Origin of the sequence: Nonomuraea sp. NPDC050536, from assembly GCF_044457685.1 — a bacterium.
Taxonomy (GTDB): domain Bacteria; phylum Actinomycetota; class Actinomycetes; order Streptosporangiales; family Streptosporangiaceae; genus Nonomuraea.
On sequence record NZ_JBITHD010000004.1, the window covers coordinates 174,144 to 197,222 of the forward strand.

28 protein-coding genes are annotated in these 23,079 nt (G+C 69.2%); 14 read left to right on the forward strand and 14 right to left on the reverse strand.

What is annotated here, in order from left to right:
- Positions 1–10: 10 nt before the first annotated feature.
- Positions 11–1,540, forward strand: a complete 1,530-nt coding sequence (locus tag ACIBHX_RS13925; RefSeq protein ID WP_397067373.1) for a helix-turn-helix domain-containing protein — start codon at positions 11–13, stop codon at positions 1,538–1,540.
- A gap of 176 nt (positions 1,541–1,716) precedes the next feature.
- Positions 1,717–2,733: a tyrosine-type recombinase/integrase gene (locus ACIBHX_RS13930; RefSeq protein ID WP_397067374.1), complete on the forward strand. Its 1,017-nt coding sequence runs from the start codon at positions 1,717–1,719 to the stop codon at positions 2,731–2,733.
- Positions 2,734–3,085: 352 nt separating this feature from the next.
- Here the strand turns inward: ACIBHX_RS13930 and ACIBHX_RS13935 are convergent, their stop codons facing one another.
- Complete coding sequence (locus ACIBHX_RS13935; protein WP_397067376.1) at positions 3,086–4,270, reverse strand: FAD-dependent oxidoreductase; 1,185 nt, start codon at positions 4,268–4,270, stop codon at positions 3,086–3,088.
- A 53-nt stretch (positions 4,271–4,323) separates the two neighbouring features.
- On the opposite strand from ACIBHX_RS13935, the gene ACIBHX_RS13940 reads away from it, so the two are divergent.
- Positions 4,324–5,016, forward strand: a complete 693-nt coding sequence (locus ACIBHX_RS13940; RefSeq protein WP_397067378.1) for a TetR/AcrR family transcriptional regulator — start codon at positions 4,324–4,326, stop codon at positions 5,014–5,016.
- Positions 5,017–5,292: 276 nt separating this feature from the next.
- Here ACIBHX_RS13940 and ACIBHX_RS13945 read toward each other — a convergent pair whose 3' ends face one another.
- Together ACIBHX_RS13945 and ACIBHX_RS13950 are read right to left on the reverse strand one after the other, a co-directional pair.
- Positions 5,293–5,643, reverse strand: coding sequence for a hypothetical protein (locus ACIBHX_RS13945; protein WP_397067380.1), 351 nt, complete (start codon positions 5,641–5,643; stop codon positions 5,293–5,295).
- An 81-nt stretch (positions 5,644–5,724) separates the two neighbouring features.
- Positions 5,725–6,330: a TetR/AcrR family transcriptional regulator gene (locus ACIBHX_RS13950; RefSeq protein ID WP_397067381.1), complete on the reverse strand. Its 606-nt coding sequence runs from the start codon at positions 6,328–6,330 to the stop codon at positions 5,725–5,727.
- 70 nt (positions 6,331–6,400) lie between these two features.
- Between ACIBHX_RS13950 and ACIBHX_RS13955 the strand changes: the two genes are divergently transcribed.
- The gene (locus ACIBHX_RS13955; protein WP_397067383.1) at positions 6,401–7,054 is read left to right on the forward strand and encodes an O-methyltransferase; all 654 of its coding nucleotides are present in this window, start codon (positions 6,401–6,403) and stop codon (positions 7,052–7,054) included.
- A 474-nt stretch (positions 7,055–7,528) separates the two neighbouring features.
- Here ACIBHX_RS13955 and ACIBHX_RS13960 read toward each other — a convergent pair whose 3' ends face one another.
- A complete protein-coding gene (locus tag ACIBHX_RS13960) occupies positions 7,529–7,936 on the reverse strand; it encodes a VOC family protein (RefSeq protein WP_397067385.1) in 408 nt (135 codons plus the stop codon).
- Positions 7,937–8,183: 247 nt separating this feature from the next.
- Positions 8,184–9,155 carry a helix-turn-helix transcriptional regulator gene (locus ACIBHX_RS13965; protein ID WP_397067386.1) on the reverse strand — a complete coding sequence of 324 codons (972 nt, stop codon included), beginning with the start codon at positions 9,153–9,155 and terminating at the stop codon, positions 8,184–8,186.
- A 91-nt stretch (positions 9,156–9,246) separates the two neighbouring features.
- On the opposite strand from ACIBHX_RS13965, the gene ACIBHX_RS13970 reads away from it, so the two are divergent.
- A complete protein-coding gene (locus tag ACIBHX_RS13970) occupies positions 9,247–10,230 on the forward strand; it encodes a zinc-binding dehydrogenase (protein WP_397067387.1) in 984 nt (327 codons plus the stop codon).
- Positions 10,227–11,330 carry a winged helix DNA-binding domain-containing protein gene (locus ACIBHX_RS13975; RefSeq protein ID WP_397067389.1) on the forward strand — a complete coding sequence of 368 codons (1,104 nt, stop codon included), beginning with the start codon at positions 10,227–10,229 and terminating at the stop codon, positions 11,328–11,330. Before ACIBHX_RS13970 ends, ACIBHX_RS13975 begins: the two co-directional genes overlap by 4 nt.
- 137 nt (positions 11,331–11,467) lie before the next feature.
- Here the strand turns inward: ACIBHX_RS13975 and ACIBHX_RS13980 are convergent, their stop codons facing one another.
- Positions 11,468–11,566, reverse strand: a complete 99-nt coding sequence (locus ACIBHX_RS13980; protein WP_397067390.1) for a helix-turn-helix domain-containing protein — start codon at positions 11,564–11,566, stop codon at positions 11,468–11,470.
- 641 nt (positions 11,567–12,207) lie between these two features.
- A complete protein-coding gene (locus ACIBHX_RS13985) occupies positions 12,208–12,462 on the reverse strand; it encodes a helix-turn-helix domain-containing protein (RefSeq protein WP_397067392.1) in 255 nt (84 codons plus the stop codon).
- 45 nt (positions 12,463–12,507) lie between these two features.
- On the opposite strand from ACIBHX_RS13985, the gene map reads away from it, so the two are divergent.
- Positions 12,508–13,275 carry a type I methionyl aminopeptidase gene (gene map / locus ACIBHX_RS13990; protein WP_397067394.1) on the forward strand — a complete coding sequence of 256 codons (768 nt, stop codon included), beginning with the start codon at positions 12,508–12,510 and terminating at the stop codon, positions 13,273–13,275.
- A gap of 85 nt (positions 13,276–13,360) precedes the next feature.
- Here map and ACIBHX_RS13995 read toward each other — a convergent pair whose 3' ends face one another.
- The 4 genes from ACIBHX_RS13995 to ACIBHX_RS14010 all read right to left on the reverse strand — a co-directional run bounded on the left by ACIBHX_RS13995 (position 13,361) and on the right by ACIBHX_RS14010 (position 16,021).
- Positions 13,361–13,684, reverse strand: a complete 324-nt coding sequence (locus tag ACIBHX_RS13995) for an STAS domain-containing protein (RefSeq protein ID WP_397067396.1) — start codon at positions 13,682–13,684, stop codon at positions 13,361–13,363.
- Positions 13,685–13,761: 77 nt separating this feature from the next.
- Entirely contained in the window at positions 13,762–14,364 is a 603-nt protein-coding gene (locus ACIBHX_RS14000) for a DUF5994 family protein (protein WP_397067398.1), read from the reverse strand.
- A gap of 330 nt (positions 14,365–14,694) precedes the next feature.
- Positions 14,695–15,444: a glucose 1-dehydrogenase gene (locus tag ACIBHX_RS14005; RefSeq protein WP_397067400.1), complete on the reverse strand. Its 750-nt coding sequence runs from the start codon at positions 15,442–15,444 to the stop codon at positions 14,695–14,697.
- A gap of 43 nt (positions 15,445–15,487) precedes the next feature.
- On the reverse strand, positions 15,488–16,021 hold the full coding sequence (locus tag ACIBHX_RS14010) for a hypothetical protein (protein ID WP_397067401.1): 534 nt from the start codon (positions 16,019–16,021) through the stop codon (positions 15,488–15,490).
- A 105-nt stretch (positions 16,022–16,126) separates the two neighbouring features.
- Between ACIBHX_RS14010 and soxR the strand changes: the two genes are divergently transcribed.
- From soxR to ACIBHX_RS14030, 4 genes are all read left to right on the forward strand, one after another.
- Positions 16,127–16,606: a redox-sensitive transcriptional activator SoxR gene (gene soxR, locus ACIBHX_RS14015; protein ID WP_397067403.1), complete on the forward strand. Its 480-nt coding sequence runs from the start codon at positions 16,127–16,129 to the stop codon at positions 16,604–16,606.
- Between the two features lie 134 nt (positions 16,607–16,740).
- Positions 16,741–17,004: an ArsR/SmtB family transcription factor gene (locus ACIBHX_RS14020; protein WP_397067405.1), complete on the forward strand. Its 264-nt coding sequence runs from the start codon at positions 16,741–16,743 to the stop codon at positions 17,002–17,004.
- Between the two features lie 208 nt (positions 17,005–17,212).
- Positions 17,213–17,542 carry a PadR family transcriptional regulator gene (locus tag ACIBHX_RS14025; RefSeq protein ID WP_397067406.1) on the forward strand — a complete coding sequence of 110 codons (330 nt, stop codon included), beginning with the start codon at positions 17,213–17,215 and terminating at the stop codon, positions 17,540–17,542.
- A 3-nt stretch (positions 17,543–17,545) separates the two neighbouring features.
- Entirely contained in the window at positions 17,546–17,938 is a 393-nt protein-coding gene (locus ACIBHX_RS14030) for a DUF1048 domain-containing protein (RefSeq protein WP_397067407.1), read from the forward strand.
- A 406-nt stretch (positions 17,939–18,344) separates the two neighbouring features.
- Here ACIBHX_RS14030 and ACIBHX_RS14035 read toward each other — a convergent pair whose 3' ends face one another.
- Positions 18,345–19,520: an erythromycin esterase family protein gene (locus ACIBHX_RS14035; protein WP_397067409.1), complete on the reverse strand. Its 1,176-nt coding sequence runs from the start codon at positions 19,518–19,520 to the stop codon at positions 18,345–18,347.
- A gap of 90 nt (positions 19,521–19,610) precedes the next feature.
- On the opposite strand from ACIBHX_RS14035, the gene ACIBHX_RS14040 reads away from it, so the two are divergent.
- The 3 genes from ACIBHX_RS14040 to ACIBHX_RS14050 all read left to right on the forward strand — a co-directional run bounded on the left by ACIBHX_RS14040 (position 19,611) and on the right by ACIBHX_RS14050 (position 21,666).
- Positions 19,611–20,294: a TioE family transcriptional regulator gene (locus ACIBHX_RS14040; protein ID WP_397067411.1), complete on the forward strand. Its 684-nt coding sequence runs from the start codon at positions 19,611–19,613 to the stop codon at positions 20,292–20,294.
- 204 nt (positions 20,295–20,498) lie between these two features.
- On the forward strand, positions 20,499–20,966 hold the full coding sequence (locus tag ACIBHX_RS14045) for a class I SAM-dependent methyltransferase (RefSeq protein WP_397067413.1): 468 nt from the start codon (positions 20,499–20,501) through the stop codon (positions 20,964–20,966).
- Between the two features lie 205 nt (positions 20,967–21,171).
- Positions 21,172–21,666, forward strand: coding sequence for an NUDIX hydrolase (locus ACIBHX_RS14050; protein ID WP_397067414.1), 495 nt, complete (start codon positions 21,172–21,174; stop codon positions 21,664–21,666).
- 283 nt (positions 21,667–21,949) lie between these two features.
- On the opposite strand, the gene ACIBHX_RS14055 is transcribed toward ACIBHX_RS14050, so the two are convergent.
- Both ACIBHX_RS14055 and ACIBHX_RS14060 read right to left on the reverse strand, forming a co-directional pair.
- Positions 21,950–22,675, reverse strand: coding sequence for a VOC family protein (locus ACIBHX_RS14055; protein ID WP_397067416.1), 726 nt, complete (start codon positions 22,673–22,675; stop codon positions 21,950–21,952).
- Positions 22,676–22,856: 181 nt separating this feature from the next.
- Positions 22,857–23,045, reverse strand: coding sequence for a hypothetical protein (locus ACIBHX_RS14060; protein ID WP_397067417.1), 189 nt, complete (start codon positions 23,043–23,045; stop codon positions 22,857–22,859).
- Positions 23,046–23,079 lie beyond the last annotated feature (34 nt).

Sequence of the window (23,079 nt, forward strand, 5' to 3'; positions counted from 1 at the left end):
TTGTCGTGCTGTGGCAGACGACTACCTTGCGCGGATCGGCCGGCTGATTCGGGACGCGCGTCAGCATCGTGGATGGACGCAGCTTCAGCTGGCCGATGCTCTGGCGACCAGTCAGAGCGCGGTCAACCGGATCGAGCGCGGCAACCAGAACATCAGTCTTGAGATGATCGCCCGGATCGGGGAAGCCCTCGACAGCGAGATCGTGTCGCTGGGATATGCCGGGCCGATGCATCTACGGGTGGTGGGCGGCCGCCGGTTGTCGGGCAGCATCGCGGTCAAGACGTCCAAGAACGCGTGCGTGGCGCTGCTGTGCGCCTCGCTGCTGAACGACGGCCGGACGATCTTGCGGAAGGTGGCGCGGATCGAGGAGGTGTACCGGATCCTGGAGGTGCTGGCCTCGATCGGGGTCCGGACCCGGTGGATCAACGAGGGCAACGACCTGGAGATCGTGCCGCCGGCCCGGCTGGATCTGGAGGCGATGGACACCGAGGCGGCCCGCCGTACCAGGAGCGTGATCATGTTCCTGGGGCCGCTGATGCACCGCACCGACCAATTCCGCATCCCCTACGCCGGCGGGTGCGATCTGGGCACCCGTACGGTGCAGCCGCACTGGTCGGCGCTCAAGCCGTTCGGGCTGGACATCACCGCCACCGGCGGCTTCTACCACGCGCGGGTCGATCGCGACGTGTCGCCCAGGCGGGCGATCGTGCTGACCGAGCGGGGCGACACCGTGACCGAGAACGCGCTGCTGGCCGCGGCGCGGCACGACGGGGTGACGGTGATCCGCAACGCCTCCTCCAACTACATGGTCCAGGACCTGTGCTTCTTCCTGGAGCAGCTGGGCGTGCGGGTGGAGGGCATCGGCACCACCACGCTGACGGTGCACGGGCTGGCCCACATCGAGGCCGACGTCGACTACTCCCCCAGCGAGGACCCGGTCGAGGCGATGTCGCTGCTGGCGGCGGCGGTGGTGACGTCCTCGGAGCTGACGATCTGCCGGGTGCCGGTGGAGTTCCTGGAGATCGAGCTGGCGGTGCTGGAGGAGATGGGGCTCGAGCACGACCGCAGCGCCGAGTACGCCGCCGCCAACGGCCGCACCCGGCTGGTGGACCTGACGGTGCGGCCCTCCAAGCTGGTCTCCCCCATCGACAAGATCCATCCGATGCCGTTTCCCGGGCTGAACATCGACAACGTGCCGTTCTTCGCCGCGATCGCCGCCGTGGCGCAGGGCTCGACGCTGATCCACGACTGGGTCTACGACAACCGGGCCATCTACCTGACGGAGCTGACGCGGCTGGGCGCCTCGGTCAAGCTGCTGGACCCGCACCGGGTACTGGTGGAGGGGCCGACACGGTGGCGCTCGGCGGAGATGATGTGCCCGCCGGCGCTGCGGCCCGCGGTGGTGGTGCTGCTGGCGATGCTGGCGGCCGAGGGCACCTCGGTGCTGCGCAACGTGTACGTGATCAACCGCGGGTACGAGGGGCTGGCCGAGCGGCTCAACGCCCTGGGGGCGCGCATCGAGACCTTCCGCGACATCTAGCTCTGTTCTGTACGGCCTTGCACGGCGGCTTTGCGTGTACGGCGGGCCTGCCGTTCTATGGCGAGCTTGTGTACGGCGGGCCGCTGGCTTGTCGTGGCCGCGTTTTTGTCGGTGGGGGCCGCTACCTTCGCTGGTGGATCTTCATCGGTGGATCTTCGTCGTGGAGAGGGGCGGGGTTGCGGCCTGCGGAGCTGGAGCGGTTGTCGGTGGCCGAGGCGGCCGACCGGTATGTGGAGCTGGTGCGGGCCAGGACGTTGACGGGCGCGCTGGCCACCTCGACCGCGGAGGTGTACGCGCGGGACGTGGCGACGCTGGTGGAGCTGGCCGGTGAGGCCACGGTGCTGGACGACCTGACCGGTGAGGACGTGGATGCGATCCTGCTGGCGTTCGCGCGCCGGCCGGACGGGCGGCGTTCCCGGGTCGAGGGCGGGCAGAGCCCGGCCTCGCAGGCGCGCTTTCGCCGGTCGATCTCGGCGCTGTTCAAGCATGCCGCGCTGGCCGGCTGGGTGCAGCTGAACCCGATGGCGGCCGCCACGGTGACGGCCAGGCAGCGGGGTGGCCTGCGTGCCGAACGGCGGGCGCTGACCCGCGAGCAGGCGCAGGGCCTGATCGGCGCGGCCAGGACTCTGTCCGACGAGCCCGGCCAGGGTCGGCGTGACCAGCGGACGGAGCTGCGGGACGCGCTGATCGTGCTGCTGCTGTCGACGCTGGGGCCGCGGGTGTCGGAGCTGGTGCGGGCCAACGTGGAGGACTTCTTCACCAACGACGGGGTGCGCTACTGGCGCATCTTCGGCAAGGGCGGCCGCACCCGCGACGTGCCACTCCCCCGCGACGTCGCCCTCGCCCTGGACGCCTACCTCGAGCGTGAACGCCCGTCGTCGCCCGGTGCCCAGGACAAGGCGCTGCTGCTGTCGTGGCGGGGCCGCCGCCTGGCCCGCGGCGACGTCCAGGGCGTCATCGAACGCGTCCAGCGCCGCGTCGACCCCACGCAGCTCCGCACGGTCACCCCGCACGGCCTGCGCCACACCACCGCCACGCACCTGCTGGCCGACGCGGTCGACATGGACGCCGTCCGCCGCGTCCTGGGCCACAGCGACCTGTCCACCCTGGGCCGCTACCGCGACGACCTCCCGGGCGAACTGGAGGTCGCCATGCGCACCCACCCCCTCCTCCGCCCACCCCGAGAACGCTGACCCCATCCCCCCGACAACACCTGGCCCGGGCTACGAGCACATCAATTTCCTGGGCCGTGATCGTTTCGGACGGGTGAATGCGGCTGGTTGGGTGTGGTTACCGCTCGATGTGCTGGATCCAATCTGCTGGCGCGGGCGGGCGAGGCCGGGCAGTTGCGCACCTTCCCGAAGCTGCGTTCGGCGGTGCGCCCGATGGGCTCGGCGGTGGAGGTGCTGATGGGCGCGCCGGAGGCGACGGCTTCGCGGATGACCTTGATGGCGGTGTCTGTGGGGGTGCGCCGACTGCGGCGGTGGGGTGCATGGCGGGATCGGCTGGTGTCGATGCCGGTGCTGGTGCTCTCGCGCTTGGCAGTCAGGCTGGCTGGACTTCGTCGAAGACGGCGAGGGCTTCGGCGGGGTCCGGGCTCACGAGGCGTTCCAGACCGGCCGCCGTGATCTCCGCCCACCTGCCGGCCCGTACCCACATCTGTTCCTCGAAGGCGCGGACGGCCTCGTCCAGATCGCCAGGACCGGGGGCGGCGGCGACGGACTCGGCGAGTTCGGCGCCTTCCAGCATCGCGAGGTTCGCGCCCACCCCCAAGGGGGGCATCAGGTGGGCGGCGTCGCCCAGTAGCGTCACCCCGGGGACGTGGGCCCAGGTGTGGGACACAGGCAGGACGTAGAGGGGGCGGTGGACGAAAGCGGTGCCGTGGCGGAGGAGGTCGAGGACGGGAGCGGCCCAGCCGTCGAACAGAGCCAGCAGGCTTGATCGCACGGCCTCGACGTCGGCCATATCCAGGCCCGCGTCCAGGCCTGTGTCCATGCCTGCGCGCCGGTTCAGGCCCATATGCCGGCCCGGGTTCGTGTGCCAGTCCAGCGGCGCGCGGAACCGGGCGTACACCTTGACGTGGCCGCCGCTGTTGCGCTGGGCGACAAGGCTGCGGTTCGCGCCGTACACAGCCATGGAACCGTCGCCGATCAGCCGGGCGAGGTCGGGGTGGCGGATGTCGACGTCGTCCAGGGAGGTCTCGACCGAGGTGACGCCGGTGTAGTGCGGCGTCACCGACGAGACTGCCGGGCGGACCCGGGACCAGGCGCCGTCCGCGCCGACCACGAGGTCGAACGTCTCCTGTCGCCCGTCCGCGAAATGGACCAGCACGCCATCCCGGGTCCCCGGCACTACCTCCGTCACGCCCCGCCCCCACTGAACGTTCAGGGGGCCGAGCAGCAGGTCACGGAGTTGCCCGCGGTCGATCTCGGGATTGGCCCGGTCATCCGGGCGGGGTTGCCAGTCGCGAAGCACGGTCCCGTCCGTGTCCAGGATGCGCATGGCCTGCCCCTCGGGACGGGACAGCGCCTGGTACTCCGCCAGCAGCCCCGCCTTGTCCAGCGCGAGCTGGCCCAGCTTTTCGTGCAGGTCCAGCGTGCCGCCCGGGGGACGGGCGTCGGGGGCGGGATCACGTTCGAGGACGGTGACGGGGTGATCGTGGCGGTGCAGGACGCGGGCGAAGGTAAGGCCGGCGGGGCCGCCTCCAATTACGGCGATACGATGTCTCATGTAGATACACTGTATTTTGCCGATACGGCGTATCGCAACTGTACGATGTATCCATGACTGTGTGGGACCGACCGGAGCCGCCGACTCGCCCCGCGCCGCTCGACCGGGAGCGAATCGTTGCCGCCGCCATCGCGCTGGCCGACGAGGGCGGGCTGGAGGCGGTGTCGTTGCGCAAGGTCGCCGCCCGGCTGGACGTCGGCCCGATGCGGCTGTACGGATACATCTCCACCAAGGAGGAGCTGTTCGACCTCATGGTGGACGAGGTCCACGCCGAGATCCTCCCCGAGGAGCAGCCCGGCGACTGGCGGGAGGTGCTGCGCATCCGCGCCGACCGCACCAGGCAGGCCGCTCTCCGTCACGAATGGTTGGCCGACCTGCTCGGCGGCCGTCCGACCCTGGGCCCGAACGCCCTCGCCGTGACTGAGGCCACGCTGGCCGCCCTCGATGGCCTCGCCGACCTCGACACCGTCATGCGCGCCGTGGAGACCGTCGGCGCCTACTTCACCGGCGCGATCAGGCGCGAGATCGCGAACCTGCGGGCCGAGCGCGCCACGGGCCTGTCCAAGCGCGACTGGCAGCGCGCCTTCGGCCCGCATGTGGAAAGGATGCTGGCCACGGGCCGCTTCCCGGCGCTGGCCAGGTTCGTGCACGACGGCACGGAGGTGGACGCCGAGGAGTCCTTCGCGACCGGCCTGGACTGGGTCCTCGACGCCGTGGCCGCCAAACTCGCCCGGCCGCCGGCGTGACGCTACTGCATGACGCCGCCAGACTGCGCACCCACCTGCTCGACTGGTTCAGAGGCAAGCTCTGACGCCGGACGGCCGGGCGGCGCTGGAAGGGCCGCGCCATCTGCAGCGGTACGCGGGCTCTTCGTCCACGACATCCGTACGTTCTTCGCAGACAGGACCCCCGGACCGCTCGGAACTCTTCCAGCTTCGGCAAGCCTCCTCGCAGGCCTGTCGGCGCGACCCGACAGACACAGCACCGCGACCGCGATGACCGGCGATCGCCAACCTAACCCATCACACGGAGCTAGGGTGCGTCCTCACCGAGCATGGTGCGGAACCCGTCGATGCCTGCCGGGTCGGGTGTAGGGCGATGTACTCTGCGACGGCCCGGCGACACCAGGCGGTCACCCCGGGAGCACGCTGTTTCTCGATCTCGCTGTCGAGCTGTTCGTCGGCGATGCGCTCGGCCTCCGCGGAGAGGTGATGGCGGTAGGTGAGGTCGTCGAGGGCGTGGCGGACGGCCGTGCGCTCGGGGCCTTCGGGCAGGGCACGGCGGACGGTGTGCAGCGCGCGGGAGATGGTGGCGTGGCGGGTGCAGGCCGCGGCCAGGTGTTCCCGCCACGTCTCCGCGGCGTAGGCGGGCAATCTGCGCTGCAGTGTGCGGTCACCAACCGAATGTTCGCCGGGGTAGTCCCCACGACCGTGGTGAGGCGGGCAGGGGTGCCGTCAGGCTTGGGATGTTGGCAGACCGTGGACGAAGTGGTCGACCAGCTCGTCGGTGAATTCACCGTCGACGGGGTCGCCCGTGACCAGCACCCGGTGGTAAACGGGTCCCACGAGTCGGTCGACCGCGGTGGTGATGTCGAGGTCGGGGGGGAGTTGGCCGCGGCCGATGGCGCGCTCCAGTGGGAGGCGGTCGCGGCGGCGTTGTTCGTCGAGGTATCTGGCCCGGAAGACGGCGGCGAACGCCGGATCGTGTTGGGCGTGTCCGAGCAGCGCTTTGAAGACCGCGCCAGCGTCGGAGCGGGTCAGGAATTCGGCGACCTGCTGCAGATGGCTGCGCAGGTCGCGGGACAGGTCGCCGTGGTCGGGCGGCTCCAGGGCTTCGGCTGCGTCCAGAAGGAAGGCGTCAAGGAGGATGTCGGTCTTGGAGGTCCACCACCGGTAGATGGTCTGCTTGGCGACGCCCGCCGCCGCGGCGATGCCCTCGATGGTGACACCGGCGAAGCCCTTGTCTACGAGGAGGTCGTCGGCGGCCTCCAGCACGGCATGTCTGGCCTGCTCGCTGCGCCCGTGACGGTTGCCGTGATGACGCGTGCGTCCTGGTTCCACCTTCGCCTCCTGGCGCTCAGGATAAGACCATCTCTAGACTGGACGCAACGGAGTGTCTAGCCTAAGGGTTATGGAACGCACCTGCACACTCCACGACCGCCGAGTCGAATCCACCCTCGACCGCCTGTTCCAAGCCGCCGCACACGACGAGCTCGCCCGCCGACACCTGCAGGAAGCGGGCACGGCCTGGGCTACGGCGCAGGAACAGGCCGACGCCAAGGCGGAGGTATACATGCCGATCTCCGCCCCAGGCGGGCAACTCCTGTACACGTTGGTCCGGGCGGCACGCCCGGTCACCATCGTCGAGTTCGGCACGTCGTTCGGCATCTCCACGCTCTATCTGGCGGCAGCCGTACGCGACAACGGCGTAGGCCGGGTGATCACCACGGAGCTGAGCGCACGCAAGGCCGCCGCCGCGCGCCGTACCTTCGTCGAGACCGGACTCGACGACGTGGTCACCGTCCTGGAGGGAGACGCCCGAGCCACCCTCGCCGACATCGACGGGGAGGTGGGCTTCGTCCTGCTCGACGGGTGGAAGGACCTGTGCCTGCCGGTGCTCCGACTCCTGGAGGCCCGGCTGCCATCAGGCGCCGTCGTGGTGGCCGACGACGTGGTGCTCGATGATTTGCGGCCCTATCTGGACTATGTCCGCGACCCGCGCAACGGGTACCAGAGCGTCACCTTCCCCGTGGAGGACGGCATGGAGATCAGCTGCCGTCTCTGAGCTGGTGAAGCAGCGCTCCTAGAGGGTGTCGCCGGCCGCCTGAACCTCCTGGGCTAGGCCGAGCACGAAGCAGACGAGCCCTCGCGTGTACTTGGTGACAGCTTCCTTAACGACAGGCCAAGCTGGACGGCGCGCGGGTGGCGGCGGGTGTGGCCGCCGTGCTGGCGGGTGGAGGCGGGCGCGGACGGATGGCAGACGCTGCGCCTGGCGGGGCCGGAGGCGGGCGACGGGGCGGCGGAGCCCGGACCGGCCGGGGAGACAGGGGGTTGACATAAAAACACTTAGCGAGCAACGCGACCTGCGAGAACGCCCGATCCAGCGTTCGAACCGCAGGGCACCTGACTCATCCCCGAATGCCCGGACCGAAACCGGCCCTTGGCGGGGTCGCACAGTCGCACACCGTGACCTGCGGCGAGGTCGCTCGGTTGGGCCGTGTGGCGCGATTCTTACCGGCGGGCCTACTTCCGTGGTCGATCAGGACTGCTGCTGGGTGATGTTGACCATCCAAGTGATACCGAACTGGTCCACGAGCGAGCCGGCCTCGTCACCCCACGACTGCTTCTCCAAGAGCAACGTCACGGTGCCGCCAGCGGACAGCCTCTCGAAGTAGCCGCGGAGTTCGGGGTCGTCGCCGCCGAGGAAGACCGCAACGTTGTTGCCCGGGGTGTGGGGCATCCCTTCCCGGACGTCCCAACCCATCAGCGTGTAGCCGTCTGGGGTGCGGAGCGTGGCATGCATGATCGTGTCGGCGGGTGCGTCCGGCGAGCCGAACTCGGCGTACGTGCCCATCTCCAGCTTGCCGCCCAAGACGTCCCGGTAGAACTCCATCGCCTGCCGTGCGTTCCCGTTGAAAGCGAGGCACGGGTTGAGTTGAGACCCCATCTGAGGCTCCTTCGTGTGAGTGAATTGCGAACGGCCAGGACCGCAGCAGCGGGGCACCGACGGTTATCCGAACCTGGCAGTGCTCGACCGCCGAGGTTCGGGCCCCGCGGGAACCGCTTGCGCGCCTAGACCCGTATGGAGTGACCGCTCAGGGTGTCTGAGGGGTCACTCCGTTAAGCCTCCCAACGAATCACGACATCCTGTGTCGTGTATCCCCGTAAAGCTCCTATGAGCGCCGACCGCCCGGCTACGGCGCGGACGGCCTGCCGGGTGCGCTGGTGGCCCGGATGAAGCGGGCGCCCCACTCCTGGATGTGCGCGGCGAACTCCGGCGGCCCCAGCACCTCGAACTCGGCGCCCACATTGCCCAGCGCCTGGGTCGGCCAATCGAGAGAGGTCGAGGTCATGGTGATCCGGCAGCTGTCGTGGTCGAGCGGTTCGATCGTGCCCCACTGGCCGACCGCCTGCCGTACCTGGGCCGCGGGGGCGTGGACGAGCGCCTGGACCGTGTAGGGCGCCGGGGCTCCGCTGGCTGCCTGGACGAAGGCCGCGGCGTCCTCGGCCGGAAGTGGACGCGGCCGGAATCGCGTGCCGGTCCCGGCCGGCTCGGTCAGCCGGTCGAGGCGGAAGCTTCGCCAGTCATGCCGGGTCAGGTCGTAGGCGACCAGGTACCAGCGTCCGCCGAGGGCGACCACGCGGTGCGGCTCGACCTCCCGCTCGGTGGGGGCGGAGCCTCTGGCGGTGTAGCCGAAGCGCAGCCGCTCCTGGTCCCGGCAGGCCTGGGCGACCGCGGTGAGCACCTCCGCCGCGACGACCGGCCCGGACGCGGCGACGGAGAGGGTCACCTCCCGCAGGGCGTCCACCCTGGCCCGCAGCCGGGGCGGTAGGACCCGGATCACCTTGGTGAGCGCACGCAGCGACGCCTCCTGCGTCCCGGCGATCCCGCTCTGCGCCGCGTCGCCGATGCCCACCGCCAGAGCCACCGCCTCCTCATCGTCCAGCAGCAGCGGCGGCAGTACTGCGCCGGGCGCGAGTTGGTAGCCGCCGTCGGTCCCCCGGGCCGCGCTGACCGGATAGCCGAGCTCGCGCAGCCGGTCAACGTCGCGGCGCAGGGTCCGCTCGGATACCCCGAGCCGCTCGGCCAGTTCCATGCCGGGCCAGTGGCGGTGGGTCTGCAGCAGCGAGAGCAGTCGGAGGGTCCGTGAGCTGGTGTTCGCCATACCGCCATCCTCGCCCGACTTCCGGTCAAAAAGTGACCGGAAGCCTCTATAGAGTCGATTTCGAAGGCCGTACCGAGATAAGGACCAAGAAATGATCACCCGTGAGATCCAGCTGGCCGCACAGATCGCCGGTATCCCCACGCTCGACCACTTCACTGTCGCCACGACCGAGGTGGACGGCGAGGTTGTGGTGCGGACTGACCAGGTAGGGCTCGCCGCGACCTACCTGGAGTTGATGCGCGCGGACTGCAGCATCCCGGTACCTGCCTGGCAGCCGGGCCAGCGGGTGGGAGTGGCCGCCATCGGCACCGTCGTCCGGTCCGACAGCCCCGAGCTCGCGGTTGGCGACCTGGTCCAGTCGATGACCGGCTGGAGCGAGTACTCGGCTGGCCCGGCCGCCCAGTACACCAAGCTTGACCCCATCGCCGACCCCGGCTACTACCTCGGTCAGGGGCCGACGGCCTACTACGGGATGGCCGACGTGGCGGGCGTCGGCGAGGGCGACGTGGTGTTCGTCTCCGGCGCGGCGGGTGGGGTCGGCTCACTGGCCGGGCAGATCGCCAAGTGCCTAGGCGCGGCGCGGGTGATCGGCAGCGCCGGCAGCCCGGCCAAGGTCGACTATCTGGTGAACGAGCTCCGCTACGACGCCGCGTTCGACTATCACGACGGCTCGCCGGCCGACCGGCTCCGCGAGCTCGCACCCGAGGGCATTTCGGTGTTCTTCGACGTCGTGGGCGGCGAGCAGTATCAGGCCGCGTTGCAGGCGGCCAGGCCCGGCGCCCGCTTCGCGCTGTGCGGCTCGCTGTCCAGCCAGCTCGGCGACACGGCCGAGCGCTTCCCCAAGCCCGACCATGCCGCGGCCCAGGCCAGGGGTGTCGAGCTGCTGCCGTTCTCCTGCTACCACACTCCCGACCAGATCGCCGCCTGGCGGGAGCACTTCAGCACCTGGCTGGGCGAGGGCCGCTTCGTCTACCCGCAGACGGTCATCAAGGGCGCGGTCGAAGACGTGCCGCAGGCGTTCCTGTCCCTGCTCCAGGGCTCCTACCGGGGCAATGTCTCGGTGCGGCTGTCGTGACGACTCTCTCGAGCAGGGCCCTGAACCGGGCCCTGCTGGGCCGCCAGTTCCTGCTGGCCCGCACCGATCACACCCCGCTGGAGGTGATCGGGCGCCTGGTCGCGCTGCAGGCGCAAGAGCCCAACTGGCCCTACGTCGGGCTGTGGAGCAGGATCCACGGCTTCACCCACTCCGAGCTCACCACGCTGCTGCAGGATCGGAAGGTGGTCCGTTCCGGCCTGCTTCGCAGCACCCAGCACCTCGCCGCGGCCGACGACTTCCGCCGGCTGCGGCCGCTGCTGCAGCCCGTCCTCGACCGCACCGCCCGCTCGGCGTACTTCGCCCGCAACAGCGCGGGCCTGGACACCGCCTCGCTGGTCGCCACCGGGCTTGAGCTGCTGGCGGGCGGGACGACAACGCGAAAGGAGCTGGCCCGGTGGCTGGCCGAATGCCACCCAGGCCGCGACGGGCGGGTCCTTGCCGGGGAGGTCGAACTCAGAACCCCCCTCATCCACAACCCGGCCACCGGCACATGGGGCTCCTGGGGCACCCGGTCGGCGGTCTCCGTCACGCCCGCCGAGGTCTGGCTCGGCCGGCCCATGGTTCCGGCGACCGCCAAGGACCTCATCCGCCGCTATCTGGCAGCGTTCGGCCCAGCCGGGATCATGGACGTGCAGGCCTGGTCCGGGTTGACCCGCCTCGGCGAGATCGTCTCCGACATGCGCGCCGAACTGCGCCACTACCGCGACCCCGACGGCAGGGAACTGATCGACTTGGCCGACGCGGAACTGCCCGACCCCGACACGCCCGCCCCCGTGCGACTGCTGCCCGCCTTTGACAACGCCCTGCTCGGCCACGCCGACCGGACCCGCATCATCAGCCACGAGGACCGAAAACGCGTGATGCCCGGCCAGGCTCAAGTACGGCCCACCTTCCTCGTGAACGGCCACGTGCATGGAAGCTGGTCCCTCAAAGGCGAAACCCTGCACCTCACTCCGTTCCGCCCCCTGACCGCGACCGATCAGGCCGCCTTGGAGCAGGAAACGGAGCGCCTGCTGCCGTTCGTGGGAGGCAAGAACGTGTCCTACAGCGGCCCGATCGCGACCCGGTCGTCGTCCTGACCACCCACCCGGCATCGACCGCTGGAACCAAGCCAGACGCGGTAAGCACGGGGTCACTACGGGCATCAAGATCGGCTCTTAGCCGGTTTTACCCGTATCTCGGCTGGACCCGTACTCAGAGAGCGGAACGCGTCCGGTCATCTTTCTTCTGCTCGGCGATAGCCGAGCAGGTCACCTGGCTGGCAGTCGAGTACGTCGCAAATCTTGGTCAGCGTCGTGAACCGGCAAAGACCCATCCTGGGCGCCGAACTCCTCGGCCATGGTTCCCTTGAACCACGCACCGCTACGCCCTGCCCGCCGAAGCCGACAAAGCAGCCGCCCTGGAAGCGCCTCCGGGGAGCCGCGGCCTGTGCCCGGGCCCGGGCCGGTCCGGGCAGGGTCCTGGCGGGGGTGGTCTGTGCCTGGGTGCCTCGCTGGCGGTGCCCCGGGGAGCCGCGGCCTGAGTGCCTCGCTGGCTGCCCGCCGGGGTTGCCGCCTTCTGGCCCGGGCGGGTCTTGGCGCCGGGTCGGCGGGATGGGAGTGCGGTGGGAGGCGGCGCCGTGTACGGCGAGTTCGCCGGGGCCTGTGCGGCGAGTTGGTGGGGCCGTGGTGCCCGGGTGTGGAGGGGCGTTGCGGTGGGGTGTGGGAGTGCTGGAGGAGCGTCTCCCTGGACGGAGGCCAGCCGGAGTGCGGCGGGTGGCGGGGGCGGCGGCCTGCCGTACAGGAACATCTGCCGTCAGAAGAACCTGCCGTCGGGAGAACCAGGAGAACCTGCCGGATAGGAGGACCTGCCAGGTAGGCGTGCCGGTCGCGTTCGTGGCGTTCGGGAGGACCTGTTGGGGGGCGTGTGGCTGTGCGGCGGCACAGCTCGGGGAAGGGGGCCGGGGGCGGCGATGAGTCAGGTGGGGACGGCGGGGGTGAGGCGGATGGCGAGGTAGTCCAGGGGGACGCCGAGGACGTCGGCCAGGGCGGCGATGGTGAAGAAGGCGGGGGTGGCGATGCGGCCGGTTTCGATCTTGCGGAGGGTTTCCGCGGACATGCCCGCGGCGGCGGCCACCTCGACGATGCTGCGTTCGCCCCGGGCGTGGCGCAGCAGGGTGCCGAGCTGCTCGCCGCGCAGACGTTCCTCGGGGCTCAGGGGTGGTCGGACCATGGCACGAGTCTATACCGGGATAGAAATACCGGTATAGTTATCGGCATGGTGGAGATCAAGACTGCCGGTGAGCTCGACGCGATGCGTGAGGCGGGCCGGATTGTGGGCAGGGCGCTGCAGGAGGTCGTCAAGCACGCGGCCGTCGGCGTGCGGCTGGCGGAGTTGGACGAGGTGGCCGCGGCCGTCATCGCCGAGGCGGGTGCGACGCCGGCGTTCCTGCACTATCACCCGTCCTTCGCGCCGACACCGTATCCGAAGGTGATCTGCGCGTCGGTCAACGACGTGATCGTGCACGGTATCCCCGGCCGCTCCCGGCTCAGGGACGGCGATCTGGTCAGCATCGACTGTGGCGCCTACCTGGACGGGTGGGCGGGCGATTCGGCGGTGTCGTTCACGGTGGGCATGCCGCGGGCGCGTGACGTGGAGCTGATCTCGGTCACCGAGCAGGCCCTGCAGGCCGGGATCGCCGCGATGACGCCGGGCAACCGCATCGGCGACATCGGCCACGCCATCGCCCAGCACGCGGTCGCCGGTGGGTACGGCGTGATGGTCGACTTCGGCGGGCATGGCATCGGGCGGCGCATGCACGAGGACCCGCACGTAGCCAACTACGGGCGGGCCGGGCGCGGCATGGTGCTGCGGGCGGGGATGACGCTGGCCATCGAGCCGATGTTCGTGGCCGGCGGGGACGGGGCCTACCAGGTCGATCGTGACGGGTGGGCGCTGCGCAGCGTGGATGGCACGCGTGCCGCCCACGTCGAGCACAGCGTCGCCGTCACCGATGACGGGCCCCGCATCCTCACCCTCCCCTGATGCAGCAGGCCATGGGCAGGCGGTGGAAGCCGACCGTCACCCCCGGAGCCCCGGTCACGAAGCAGGCACCTGGTTGGTCATCCGATCACCCCACCATGGGCAGGCTGCGGTCCAGACCTGTGATGTGCAGGAGCCGGGACATGAACGGGCGCGGCCCGGTCAGGACGAAGGTGATGCCCTGGGCTCGGGCGCGGTGCTGGATGCCGACCATGACGGCCAGGCCGCCGGCGTCGCAGAACGTCACCTCGGACAGGTCGACGATGAGCAGGCTCGTGCACTGGTGCAGCGTGTGCAGCAGTTGCCGGCGAAGCGCCGGACAGGTGAAGATGTCGATCTCGCCGGACAGGTGGACGGTGGTGGGTATCGAAGATCCGACCCTCCCGGGCGGGGCTGTGTCAATGACGGTCATCAGGTTCTCCCATCGGAGAAGAGCAGCGATAAGTCGGGATGAGGCGCCTGCCGGCCAGAGATCGGCCAGCCGACTTTTCAGGACCGCTCGATCCGGCCGGCAGGCAGCGCGAAGCCGCGTACGGCCACTTGGCCAGTACGGCGAGCGTCCGTGTGATCAGCGCTGGGCCGGCCCTCGTTCTCCCCTTTGGCCGCGGTGTCTGCGTCTGCCGGGCTGGGAGCTGGGAAAGGCGGGATGGTGATGATGTCGGCCGGACTCAGGCCCGTGGTGTCCTGGGCGGTGAGCGCGGCGGCGCCGCTCGTGGTGTTCGGTTCGATGATGAGCAGGACGATCGGCTTGCCGACCGAGGGGATCAAGGTGATCACGCGTGGGTCGGTGCGGTGGAAGCAGCTGACCTGGATCCGGCGCCCTCGGGCCGGGATACGGTGCGGAAGGTCGTACCAGGCGTCCCGGTAGATGCCGACACCTACCGTGATCTGGTCGAGCCGCTGGTCGACGGCGGCGATGAGGCTGGGTAGTTCGGCGGCGGCATCACGGGAACGGGGCCACCACGCCCCGTCCACGACGGCTCGCCGGTCCAGCACCGGATTGAGGCAGAGCCTGACCGCGGAGTCGGTGGTGGGAGCTGCGCGGGCGATGGCGCTCAGCGGCTTCAGGTGAGACAGAAGCGTGGGCTTCATGGCTGGCCGGCCTGACCGGGCCCGTGCTGGGCCCGCAGATATTGGATCGCCGTGGGCGACGCCGACGTGATTGCCAACGCACGAAAAGTCCTCGGTGGGTTCAGTTTACCTCTATAGGGCTCGCCGTACTCCGTGACATGGGCCGCGGCGATCTGATCCGGTACTTCACCCCGACGTCGCCTTCATCGACCCGGGCCGGGGCGCCGGCGATCGCCTCGGGCTCAACGTCCAGCTCGCCACGGTTGCGCCCGGTCACATCGACCGGGCGCAAGGATCCGTCCTCACGGGCCGCCCCGGCGTTCGTCAGGGAGGCGGTCTCGTCGTGACCCGTTACAGCAGGGTTCCTCCCGAGGCGTCCAGCCAGTGGCCGGTCACCCAGCGGCTGTCGTCGGAGGCCAGGAAGGCCACCGCGTCGGCGACGTCCTCGGGGGTGCCCACGCGGCCCATGGGCGACAGCGACGACACCCAGGCCAGCGCGTCCCCGACGAGCCTGCCCTCGTGCATGTCGGTGTCGATGACGCCAGGCGCCACGGTGTTGACGGTGATCGCGCGGGGGCCGAGTTGCTTGGCGAGCGTCGAGGTGAGCACGTCGAGCGCGCCCTTGGACATGGCGTAGCTGATGGATTGGGGCATGGCCGAGCCGCGGGTCAGCATCGTGGAGATGTTGATGATCCGGCCGCCGTCGCGCAGCCGCGGCAGCGCAAGCTGGGTGACGAAGAACGGGGCGGTGGCGTTGACCGCGAAGATCCGCTCGAACTGCCGCCTGGTCACGTGCTCGATGCCGGGCTCGTCGTTGAGGATGCCCGCGTTGTTGACCAGGATGTCCAGCCCGTCGGCGCGCTCGTCATAGGCGGACCAGAGGCGTTCGGCGTCGCCGGGCGTGCCCAGTTCGGCCTGCAGGCAGAAGGCCTGTCCCCCCTCCGCCTCGATCGCGGCGACGGTTTCCTTCGCGGCTTGCTCGTTGCCGCCGTAGTGGACGGCGACGCGGGCGCCGTCACGGGCCAGGCGCTGGGCGATGGCCCGGCCGATGCCCCTGCTCGCGCCGGTGATGAGGGCGGTCTTGCCGTGGAGAGTGTGCATGGCGCCTTCCTGCTGTGTCAGGTGGAGATGAGGTGTACGGGGGTCACCCGCCGGTGGTGTGCGACGACGTCGAACCAGCCGCCGAAGGATCCGCCGGACAGGTGTTCTGCGGGGTCTCGGCCGCCGGGGCCTGCAGCCAGGCGCGTACGGGGTCAGGGCCGGCCGTACGCAGGTCGAGCAGGAACGCCTCCAGGCTGGCGGCGCCCAGCGGTGTCTCGGCGAAGTCCGCCGGCGGGCTGGGTATTGATGCAGGCAGCGCGCCGCAGGTGAAGGTCAGGCCGACCGACAGGTAGCCGGGCCCGAGGCGGGAAAGCTGTGGTTGTACTCGGGGGTGAGCACGACGAACGCCTCGGCCCTTTCCGAGCGTCTGCAGAGCCTGGGCCGCGGCGGGCGTGGGTGTGCTGCCGAAGTCCGGCGGTGCCAGGGACAGGTCGATCCCGGCCAGGTCGATGACGTGGATGTTCCAGTCGCCGCGACAGCGAGCCTGGTCGGCGATCCAGGCCGCGATGGTCGGGCCGAGCCAGCCGTCCCGTACGCTGCCGACGATCACTGCAAGCTGGAGCGGCTCTGCGGGCACGGCGGTCTCTCCACTGGTCACAAGGCAAGTCCGGCGTCCTTTGGACGTCCCGGCTGAGCCAGCCTCGTTGTTAAACCAAGGTTCAAGTCAAGCTAGGTTGGCCGTATGCCGGATTCCGACGCGATCGTCACGGAGTTGACCATCGGAGAGCTGTCCGAGCGCAGCGGCGTGCCCGCCTCAGCGCTGCGTTTCTACGAGCGCAAGGGGCTCATCGCCAGCCGCCGCACCGCGGGCAACCAGCGCCGCTACCACCGCAGTACGCTGCGCAGGCTCGCGTTCATCCGCGCCTCGCAAAGCGTCGGCATCCCCCTGTCGGTGATCGAGGGCGTCCTGGACTACCTGCCGCACCATGTCGCTCCCACCCGGGAGCTGTGGCTGAAGGCGTCGGAGTGCTGGAGCGAGACCATCAACACCCGCATCGCCACGCTGGAGCGCATGCGCGACCGGTTCACCGAATGCATCGGCTGTGGCTGCCTGTCCTTCGACCAGTGCCAGCTGGTCAACCCGGGTGACAAACTCGCCGGACAAGGTGCGCACGTACTCCTGCCCCCTGATCAGGGAGCGGAGTTGTCTCAATCGCGGTAGCCGTCCGCTATCACACCGGCCCTCGGGAGCGCAGACGCCGAGCTCACCGAGCCGATGGGCGGCCCCGGGCGCCCGGACCTGCTGGGGACGACGCTGCCACGCTCGCGCCAGTCCTGCACGCGCTCGGCGATCCGGTGCGCTTGGAGTTGGTACGGCGGGCCTGGGGTAATCCCGAGTCGACCTGTTCCGCTCTCGCCGACGGTATGGATGTGCCGATATCGACGCTGTCCAATCACTGGCGGATCCTGCGCGAGGCGGGGCTGATCAGCATGGCCGTCGATGGCCGGCACCGGCGGATCCGGCTACGCGCCGCCGATCTACGCGACCGCTTCCCGGGCCTGCTCGACCCGATCCTCCGCCTCACCGCGGCCGAGTCGCCGAACACCGGCCCGTTGTGACTCAACGTCCGGGCGAGCCGTGATCGCTGTCCTCATGGGCGGCGGCAGCGCCAGGCCACCGTGACAGGTCGTCCGAGGCCCGGCGAGGCGGATTCCGTTCGAGCCTTCAGGTGGCAAGAGCCGACACCTGCCGCCGCCACGTGGGGCTTGCTCAGTGTTACTATGTACTAGTAGTCAGCAACACTGGGTAGCTGAAGGGGGGTGGTCCATGGGCAAGCAGGTGACGGAGATGCTCAAGGGCACGCTGGAGGGCATCGTGCTGGCGATCTTGTCCGGCCGGTCCGCGTACGGCTACGAGATCACGGCGTGGCTGCGGGATCAGGGCTTCTCCGACATCGCCGAGGGCACCGTGTACGCGTTGCTGGTCAGGGTCGAGCAGCGTGGCCTGGTCGATGTGGAGAAGGTCGCGTCTGACAAGGGGCCGCCGCGCAAGGTGTATTCCCTCAACGTCCGGGGCCGGGAGCATCTGGAGGAGTTCTGGAGGACCTGGAGCTTCCTGTCGGAGAGGCTTCAGCAGCTGCGCGAAGGAGGCATGTAAGGCATGGCCGCAGAGTCGAACGAGCACAAGAGCCGCTACCGGCAGTACCTGGAGCTGGTCACCGGGCCGCTGGAGGACAAGAGGCGCTACCGGCAGTACAAGGCCCGCACCGAGCGGCTTCCCGCGGATTATCACACCGCGATCGATGCGCTGCAGCGCTACCTGGAGCACTTCGGGCCGGGCAAGGCCGACAGCCTGCTGGCGATGCTGGACGACCTCGCCGACCTGTTCGAGCAGAGCGCGGCGGACGCAACCCCGATCCGCGACGTCGTCGGCGAAGACCCGGTGGAGTTCGCCGAGGCGTTCCTCCGCAACTACCCCGAGGGCCAATGGATCAGCCGTGAGCGGGAACGGCTGACCGACGCCATCGATCGCGCCACCGGCGACAAACCGTAACAACAGAACGGATACCGGGATGACCAGGGGCCCGCGATCCACGTGCAGGACCTGGAGAAGTCGTCCAAGACGCGACCAGCTGGAACACCGTCTCAGTGGTGTCAGGCCGATCACCACGGACATGACCCCGTACGGGACAGGCGAGCGCCGCCTGGAGCTGAGCGGGCCGCCTTCCCCGCCACAGGCGCAAAGCGCGCCGCTCCGGTGGTAGCCAGACCTGCCGCCGACTAGGTTCCCGACAGCCCTCTAACCGCGATACCCGCATCTTTGGGGACTCCTCGGTTTGTCGGCGCCGTCAAGCGGGCCGGCGACGAGCCCCTACGGCAGCAATCGCCTGGCGATCCCGGGCGGCGCCATGGATGTTGATTGATGCGCGTGCGTGCCCAACCTGACACGCACGCGCCTGTCAACCCAGCTTTTCCAGCCTGACAGCCTGCTTGAGGAAGACGACGCCGTCGATCATGTCGAGCTGGGCCGGGTCCAGCGGGAAATAAGCGAAATCGTGGGAGATGCGCGGGGCGGGCTTCGTGATGGCCTCGGCCAGGCGGCGGGCATCGATGAGAGAGTGGTCCCACGGGAGCGTGGACAGGATGCCCTCGACGGTGTCCGGGGGCGGGGTGTTGTCGCCGGCCGTGCCGAGGGCCGAGGCCAGGAAGGCGTACCGGTCGCCCAGGTACGTCTCGGTGATCGCCCCCGCGCTCCACCACTCCAGCGTCTGGTCGCCGAACGACATGAGGCTCTTGTTCCGCTGCAGGTGCAGGTTGGAGGCGAAGACCAGGGCCGGGCCGTCCTCGGCGACGGCACACAGGTTGGCGGCCATCATTGCGTCCCGCAGGGCCGACAGCCGGGTCCACCGTGCCGGGGAGGCGTCGGCCATCCAGTAGTGGTAGCGAAGCAGGCCGGTGGCGGTGCGCCCGTACAGTTTCGCCCGCTCTCTGTCCTGCGCGCTCAGCTGCGGCGCCTGCGTGTCGAACAGCGCCACCAGGTCGTCGGCGATCAGCCGCAGCCGCTGGGCCTCGGCGGACCGGCCGATCGACTGGGACGGATCCATGGCCGCGGCCTCGTTCGCCCACCGGTCGTCCGGGCCCAGCAGCGTGTCGAGGGTTTCCCTGGTTACCACAGTGCTGAGGAGCGGGCCGTCGAGGAGGGCGTAGAGGGCGGTGAGCGCCTGGCGCGGGCTCGCCGCCCAATACTCCAGCGGGCCGTCGAATCCGAAGAACCGGAGCTTTTCGTCATGCTCCTCGTTGTACGCGCGCATCCAGCGTACGAGGTCGCGGTTGGCCGGTGAGGTGCCGAAATTGTGGCTGAAACCGCGTTCCATGACGTCGTCGAGCGTGCCCTCGCCCGTCGTGATGTAGTCGTCCACCACGAGGCCCATGAGGCAGTCGCTCTCGATGGCGAACGACCGGTAGCCCTCGTGCTCGACCAGATGCCGGAAGATCTCGTTGCGCAGTTCGCCCAGCTCCTGCACGAAGTGCCTGGCCTCGCCCAGGCCGAGCAGCAGGGGCTTGGCGGGCAGCGACCGGAGGAACGCCGAGACGCTCGCGCCGTCCAGCGGACGGGCTGTGTCCTTGATATCCATGCCTTTAACGGTATCGTTGAACACTCGGTGTAAACTTTTTCCCGAAATACCCGCTTCCATCGCGACGGACCTTCAATCGGTGATGCATTCATGAGGCCAGTGGACCTGGCGCGCGAGCACGGCCTGTCCACCCAGGCGATCAGGAACTACGAGGACGCCGGCATCCTGCCCGCCGCCGAACGCACCGTCCACGGCTATCGCACCTATACGCCGCTGCACGCGCATGCCCTGCGCGCGTTCCTCGCCCTCGTGCCCGGGCACGGTCACCAGACAGCCACGTCGATCATGGAGGCGGTCAACCGGGGTGCCACCGAGGACGCGCTGCGGCTCATCGACGAGAGCCACGGCCAGCTCCTGGACGACCGCCGCACCCTCCAGGCCGTCGACGCCGCGCTCCGCGATCTGGCGCCCGTGCCGCAGGAGCGCGGCGACACGTTCATCGGCCCTCTGGCCAGGAGGCTCGGCATCCGCTCTGCCACCCTGCGCAAATGGGAGAACGCCGGGCTGGTCCGGCCGCGCCGCGATCCGCAGACGGGCTACCGGATCTACAGCGCGGCCGACGTACGGGACGTCCGGCTGGCCCACCAGCTCAGGCGGGGCGGCTACCTGCTGGAGCAGATCGCCCCATTGATCGCTCAGGTCCGCTCCGCCGGAGGTGTCGCCCCGCTGGAGTCGACGCTGCGCGACTGGCAGGCCCGCCTGTCCGCCCGGGGCCGCGCCATGCTCAAGGGCGCCGCCGACCTGGACGCGTACCTCCGCGCCCGCGAACCCTGAGGCCGAGTGCGCGCCGCTGGCCGAGCAGTTCTGCGGCCAGGCCGGGATCCACTACCGGGCGGCTTTGGGCGACATCGCCGCGGCGGTGGACGGCTCAAGGCATGTCCGTCCTCAGCGAACGTTCTTGGTTTGGCTGATGCAGAGCGGCGATTGTGAGGTGATGAGAGCCAAACGTGGGCTCCGTGTGCTTGCCGGGAGGCTTGTGTGGGTGTGGCGTCCTTCGCTCGGTATGACGGGCTGGCTGACTGGTACGAGGAGTACAACGCGCCCGCGGCTGCGGCCAACCAGGCGGCGATTCGCGAGTTGCTGGGGCCGGGCGAGGGCCCGTGCCTGGATCTGGGCTGCGGCGGCGGTCAGTACTTCGAGACGATCCGGTCGACGGGCCGCAGCATCATCGGATTGGACTACTCAGCCGATCAGCTACGGATCGCCCAGGGCAGAGACGCCGACCTATTGGTCAGAGCAGATGCCGCCGCACTTCCGTTCGAAGATGCGATCTTCCCGACCGTCACGGCGCTGTGGGTCTCCAGCGACGTCGACGACTTCACCACCGTCGTGAAGGAAGCGGCTCGGGTAGACGCACTGAAGAAGTCCTCACGGCACTTCAAGATCACTAGTGTGTTGACGGCATCCCCCACACAGGCCACGCGATCAAGTGAGTGGCAGGGCTAACACCACTCGCGTGTACTTGGTGACAGCGTCCTTAACGACCGGTCGCGTCGGATGAGGCCACCGATCAAGCACCGAGGGCCCACGAGAGCGTGACAGTGGTGGTCACCGCGATGGCACTATCGAAGAAGGCTCGGGTTGCGCTATCGACACAGCGGTGGGGTGATCCCAAGCCAGGTTGTCAGTGGCGTCTGCGACCGTGTGCTGCATGGGTGAGCTGATCGAGCGGGTGGATGAACAGGATCGCGTGCTGGAAGTCGTGGAGCGCGCAGAGGCGGAGCGTCGGCGGTGGATGCATCGGATCGCGACGACGATCTGCCGCGATCCGATGGGGCGGATCCTCGTGCTGCGCCGAGCCGAGGGGCATGTTCGCTTTCCCGGCCGCTATGACGTGATGGTCGGCGGCGCCGTGGGCGTAGGCGAACCGTATGAGGACGCGGCGGCCCGCGAACTGGTCGAGGAACTGGGCGCCGGCGTCCCGGTCCGCTTTTTGTTCAAGTTCCTGTGCCAGGACGGGTTCAGCCCTGTCTGGTTCGGGGTGCACGAGGCCTTGATCGCCGAGCCATTGGCTCCAGATCCGTCCGAGATCGCTTGGCATGCCTGGCTCACGGAGCTCGAACTGCGGAAGGTGGTCAATCGAGGGCCCTTCGTTCCAGGTGGGCGAGAAGCCCTGCGCCGATATCTTGGCCGCTCAGCTCAGTGACGAACAGCCGCTCCCTGGCTGATGCTTCCTCAGTTACAGGACGGGGCAGCGGCTTCAGCACATTCGTGACCAACTCCGCCACGGGCCGCTGCCTCAACCCCCGCAAATACCGTACAAAACCACCACACGTCCCTCACGTGCCAGCAGAGATCAACTGATGGCCCTCTCCGCTCAGCTTCAAGGCGGCGGGGTACAGCTGGAGCTACTGACCGGGCCCGTGACCGGGACCCACGACCCGCGGCATGTCCACAGGATCCTCCAGGAACGTGTCGAGCATCCGCGCTTAGCCCCGATGCCCCAAGACACAGAACTCGTTGCCGTCGGGGTCGGCCATCAGCACCCGGCTGTGCCCGCGCTGGCCGAGGTCGATTTGAGTCGCGCCCAGGGAGGCGAGACGGTCGATCTCTGCTTGCTGGTCATCGTGCGTGGGTGGGGCGAGGTCGAAGTGCAGCCTGTTCTTCCCTGTCTTCGGCATCAGCGGCGGACCGCCCCACGTGATCTTCGGACCGCCGTGTGGCGAGCGGATCGCGGTCTCTTGGTTCTGGTCCCAGACCAGTGGCCAGGCCAGGGCTTCGCTCCAGAAGTATCCGACCTCCTGCGAACCGTCACATGCGAGCGCTCCGATGAATCCGCAGTCAGCGAGGAAGTTGTTGCCCGGCTCGATGACGCAGAACTCATTGCCTTCGGGGTCGGCGAGCACCACATGACCCTCCTCCGGGAGTTGCCCGATGTCGATGTGCTGCGCACCGAGTCCGAGCGACCTCGCCACCGTCTGCTGCTGGTCATCGACGGACGTGCTCGTCAGATCGAAGTGCATCTGGTTCTGGCCGGTCTTCTTCTCCTGGGACGGAAGAAACCGGATCCCGAACCCGGTGTCATCGCTCGGCAGGAGTGTGATGCCATCGTGGGGGTCGTCGGCTATCTCCCAGCCCAGAACTCCGGCCCAGAAGCGCGCGAGATGGAGCGGGTCGTTCGCATCGAAGCAGAGCGCGACGAGCTGAGAAGTCATCCCGCATCTCCAATCTGCTGACTCACATGCGCAGACAGGGCACGCCCTGCCGACGCATGGCGCAAGCAACGCTAGCCTGCTCGAGGACTGCGACGCCAACGCTTATGAGCCAGCGGGCGACGCTTCCGGCGCCAGACGATCGCCGCCGTCCGGACCCGCCGACCCGCCGCCAAGGGAGGAGTTAGGGCTTGGCCCGGGAGCGGGTGATGAGGGTGGCGATGAGGATGGTCATGCCGAGCGTCACCGCGAACACGATGGGGGCCAGGATGACGATCTCGGTGACGGCCAGCCGGAAGGCCAGGCTGAGCAGCACCCACAGCACCAGTGCGATCCCCGCCGCGATGAGGCCGCTCTTCACGTTCTTCGACATGACCCCACGCTAGGAGCGGCGGGCGGGCGCGTCT

Bases quoted from the DNA above. Each gene is read 5' to 3' on its own strand.
- ACIBHX_RS14030 (WP_397067407.1), top strand. From the start codon at position 17,546: ATGGCCGCAGAGTCGAACGAGCACAAGAGCCGCTACCGGCAGTACCTG.
- ACIBHX_RS14055 (WP_397067416.1), bottom strand. From the start codon at position 22,675: ATGACTTCTCAGCTCGTCGCGCTCTGCTTCGATGCGAACGACCCGCTC.
- ACIBHX_RS13960 (WP_397067385.1), bottom strand. From the start codon at position 7,936: ATGGGGTCTCAACTCAACCCGTGCCTCGCTTTCAACGGGAACGCACGG.
- ACIBHX_RS13935 (WP_397067376.1), bottom strand. From the start codon at position 4,270: ATGAGACATCGTATCGCCGTAATTGGAGGCGGCCCCGCCGGCCTTACC.
- ACIBHX_RS13970 (WP_397067387.1), top strand. From the start codon at position 9,247: ATGATCACCCGTGAGATCCAGCTGGCCGCACAGATCGCCGGTATCCCC.
- ACIBHX_RS13955 (WP_397067383.1), top strand. From the start codon at position 6,401: ATGGAACGCACCTGCACACTCCACGACCGCCGAGTCGAATCCACCCTC.
- ACIBHX_RS14000 (WP_397067398.1), bottom strand. From the start codon at position 14,364: ATGAAGCCCACGCTTCTGTCTCACCTGAAGCCGCTGAGCGCCATCGCC.
- ACIBHX_RS14035 (WP_397067409.1), bottom strand. From the start codon at position 19,520: ATGGATATCAAGGACACAGCCCGTCCGCTGGACGGCGCGAGCGTCTCG.
- ACIBHX_RS13985 (WP_397067392.1), bottom strand. From the start codon at position 12,462: ATGGTCCGACCACCCCTGAGCCCCGAGGAACGTCTGCGCGGCGAGCAG.
- ACIBHX_RS14060 (WP_397067417.1), bottom strand. From the start codon at position 23,045: ATGTCGAAGAACGTGAAGAGCGGCCTCATCGCGGCGGGGATCGCACTG.
- map (WP_397067394.1), top strand. From the start codon at position 12,508: ATGGTGGAGATCAAGACTGCCGGTGAGCTCGACGCGATGCGTGAGGCG.
- ACIBHX_RS14050 (WP_397067414.1), top strand. From the start codon at position 21,172: ATGGGTGAGCTGATCGAGCGGGTGGATGAACAGGATCGCGTGCTGGAA.
- ACIBHX_RS13965 (WP_397067386.1), bottom strand. From the start codon at position 9,155: ATGGCGAACACCAGCTCACGGACCCTCCGACTGCTCTCGCTGCTGCAG.
- ACIBHX_RS13940 (WP_397067378.1), top strand. From the start codon at position 4,324: ATGACTGTGTGGGACCGACCGGAGCCGCCGACTCGCCCCGCGCCGCTC.
- ACIBHX_RS13995 (WP_397067396.1), bottom strand. From the start codon at position 13,684: ATGACCGTCATTGACACAGCCCCGCCCGGGAGGGTCGGATCTTCGATA.
- ACIBHX_RS13980 (WP_397067390.1), bottom strand. From the start codon at position 11,566: ATGGGTCTTTGCCGGTTCACGACGCTGACCAAGATTTGCGACGTACTC.
- ACIBHX_RS14025 (WP_397067406.1), top strand. From the start codon at position 17,213: ATGGGCAAGCAGGTGACGGAGATGCTCAAGGGCACGCTGGAGGGCATC.
- ACIBHX_RS14005 (WP_397067400.1), bottom strand. From the start codon at position 15,444: ATGCACACTCTCCACGGCAAGACCGCCCTCATCACCGGCGCGAGCAGG.
- soxR (WP_397067403.1), top strand. From the start codon at position 16,127: ATGCCGGATTCCGACGCGATCGTCACGGAGTTGACCATCGGAGAGCTG.
- ACIBHX_RS14040 (WP_397067411.1), top strand. From the start codon at position 19,611: ATGAGGCCAGTGGACCTGGCGCGCGAGCACGGCCTGTCCACCCAGGCG.